Source organism: Gemmatimonas sp., from assembly GCF_044376735.1.
In the GTDB taxonomy this organism is placed as follows: Bacteria; Gemmatimonadota; Gemmatimonadetes; order Gemmatimonadales; family Gemmatimonadaceae; genus Gemmatimonas.
Map to the genome: position 1 here is coordinate 1 of NZ_JBILKJ010000279.1, position 2,616 is coordinate 2,616.

A 2,616-nucleotide genomic window follows, 5' to 3' on the forward strand; every position below is an offset into this window, starting at 1 on the left:
GACATGGAACGCGGTCACGCTGCGCCAGCCGGCGAGGATCGCCGGCGGGCTATACGCACGACCGGAAGCGGGGACGGTCAGGGCCGCGACGCGAACCAAGGGCACCAGAGGCGCCGCGCGCTTGACTCGGCGTCGCGATGAGACGGCGGCGTCCTTCTCCAGCTTGACGAAGCGGAACGCCGCGGCCAGCATCACCGCACCGACCGCCGCCCAAAGCGCACGGTTGGCGCCAATGAATCCGGCGATCGGCAGCGTCTGCGCGTTCTTCTCCGCCGGGGTCCAGTAGCGGGTCACGAGGCTGATCGAGCGGATACCGAATGGATCGATGAGGTTGGCCAGCATGTCGCGGTCGAGCTGGCGCACGAGATCATCGGCCACGGAGTACCCGACGAGTAGCAGGATGCCCGCCACGTACACGGCGAAGCTGCTGCGCGTGAGCGATCCAACGGCGAAGAGCAGGCTGCTCAGGAAGAACACCCCGGGCACGCCCATCAGCAGGAACGGTTGCACGTAATGCCAGACCTGCACGGCCTGCAGCGTCTCGCCGTCCGCCCACGGCATCACCGATCCCAGCAGGGCCCCGAGCGGCAGCGCCGCGAAGACGAGCAGCATGGCCAGGAACGCCGCGAGGTACTTGGCCCCCAGGTAGGCGCTACGCGAGATGCGCGTCGTGAACAGCAACTCGTGGACACCGGCCTCGTAGTCGCGCAGGACCGTGGTGCCCACCAGCGCACTGGTGATGATCTGCCCGATGGCCAGCAGGATCCCGTAGAGCTGGGCCAGCGCGAAGGGACTGTTCCGCTTGACCTTGCCCAGCGCCGTCCCAACGACCACGCCGTCGGTACTGAGGGCGAAGAACGACAGCAGGAAGACGATGGCGACATACAGCCACGTGACCGGGCGCCGGAAGTGACTCCGGAGCTCGAAGGCAAACAGCGGTCCGAACATCAGGCCTCCACCGGGACCCGACCGCCCGACGCTTCGGCCAGTCGGTGGAAGTACACGTCCTCGAGATCGGGATCCACGGCCACGAAACCATCGCCAGGATCGGACTCGGCATAGACATGCAGCACCGTGTTGCCGGCCGCGAGGCGCGAGGAGATGACTTGGTACTGCGACTTGTAGGCGTCGGTCTGCGCGCGCGGAATCGTGCGGCGCCAGATACGCCCGCGCACCGTATCGATGATGCGCTCCGGCTCGCCCTGCACCACCACCTCGCCCTTGTTGATGATGGCCATGTTCGAGCAGAGCTCGCGCACGTCCTCGACGATATGCGTGGAGAGGATCACCACGACATCGTCACCGATGTCGGCGAGCAGGTTGAGGAAGCGGTTCCGCTCGGTGGGATCAAGACCGGCCGTCGGCTCGTCGACGATGAGCAGCTTGGGGCGGCCGGCCAGCGCGATGGCGATGCCGAGCCGCTGCTTCATTCCCCCCGAGTATCCGCCGACGCTTTTCTTGCGCACGTCGTACAGGTTGACCTGCTGCAGCAGCATCGCGACGAGGTCCTTGCGTTCCCCCGAGTTCACGACGCCCTTGAGGGTGGCGAAGTGGTCGAGGATGGCCTCGGCGGGCATGTTGGGATAGAGCCCAAACTCCTGCGGCAGGTAGCCGAGTTGGGCGCGCAACCGCTCCGGTTCGCGGAGCACGTCGATGTCCCGGAAGTGGATGCTCCCCGAATCCGGCGGCTGCAGCGTGGCGATCGTACGCATCAGCGACGACTTGCCGGCGCCATTGGGCCCCAGCAGCCCGAACATACCGGGCGGGATCGTGAGCGAGATGTTGTGGAGAGCCCGGACCCCATTGGGGTAGGTCTTGGCGATGGACTCGATGCGCAGGGTCATCGGGGGGCAAGCGGTTCGGGGGGTTGGTGGGTACCGCGCAGGCATGGGAAACAACGAGCGCTCCGGCCATTAGTTTCAGCCCGCGAGGCGGCGTACGGGGATCGAGAGCCACGGTCGCCGCAACGTCCGAAATTGCACGAAGACGTGCGTCATGTCCCCCGCAATGGTTGGCACATGATCCGTTGCCATTCAGCGCGCTCAACTCGGAGCCTGCTGGTGTAATCGTCCTGCTACGAAGCCCTTCGCTGCGTTTCAACAGTTCGGGACCGGCGTCACGTAAATCGGCACGAACGACAACGGCATTACCTGGCCTGGCGCCATCACCGGCTGGACGCTTGGCACGAGCGTGGACGTCTACACGGGGCCGACCTACACGCTCAGCTTCAACTACGGTCAGAACGCTTCGCTCAAGAGTGGGAACAGCGTTGACCTGCGCGTGTCCTTGAAGTCCAATGCCGGTGCTGGACCGATCGACTTCGCACAGACCGAGCTCCGCCTTGACGACGAATCCTTCGTCCCTCTGGGTTCGGTTTCGGCACACTACACGGTTGGCGGCGCGGTCGTCGACAACGTCTCGGTGGTGAACGTGGCCACAGTTCCCGAGCCGGACAGCTCCGCGCTCGTCGCGGCGGGCCTCGCCATGGTCGCTGGCCTCGCGCGCGCAAAGCGCCGCCGGTCGGCATAGCGATCTGGGATGGACGACGCAGGGTCCGCCAGATCGCGGCGCAGGCATCACCCGCGTGCCGTGTCCAGCGCTCCAACACAAAATCCT

The 2,616-nt window shown here is 65.9% G+C and carries 3 protein-coding genes; 1 reads left to right on the forward strand and 2 read right to left on the reverse strand.

Annotated elements, in window-relative coordinates; all coding sequences use genetic code 11:
• Window positions 1–948, reverse strand: a 948-nt coding sequence (locus ACIRA7_RS16625; protein WP_396221946.1) for an ABC transporter permease, incomplete at its 3' end; no start/stop codon positions are given.
• On the reverse strand, window positions 948–1,844 hold the full coding sequence (locus tag ACIRA7_RS16630) for an ABC transporter ATP-binding protein (RefSeq protein WP_396221947.1): 897 nt from the start codon (window positions 1,842–1,844) through the stop codon (window positions 948–950). The genes ACIRA7_RS16625 and ACIRA7_RS16630, both read right to left, overlap by 1 nt.
• Before the next feature lie 346 nt (window positions 1,845–2,190).
• Between ACIRA7_RS16630 and ACIRA7_RS16635 the strand changes: the two genes are divergently transcribed.
• A complete protein-coding gene (locus ACIRA7_RS16635; protein ID WP_396221948.1) occupies window positions 2,191–2,529 on the forward strand; it encodes a PEP-CTERM sorting domain-containing protein in 339 nt (112 codons plus the stop codon).
• The last annotated feature ends 87 nt before the right edge of the window (window positions 2,530–2,616 follow it).

Excerpts from the sequence above, each read along its gene's own strand:
- ACIRA7_RS16630 (WP_396221947.1), bottom strand. The coding sequence starts at position 1,844 with ATGACCCTGCGCATCGAGTCCATCGCCAAGACCTACCCCAATGGGGTC.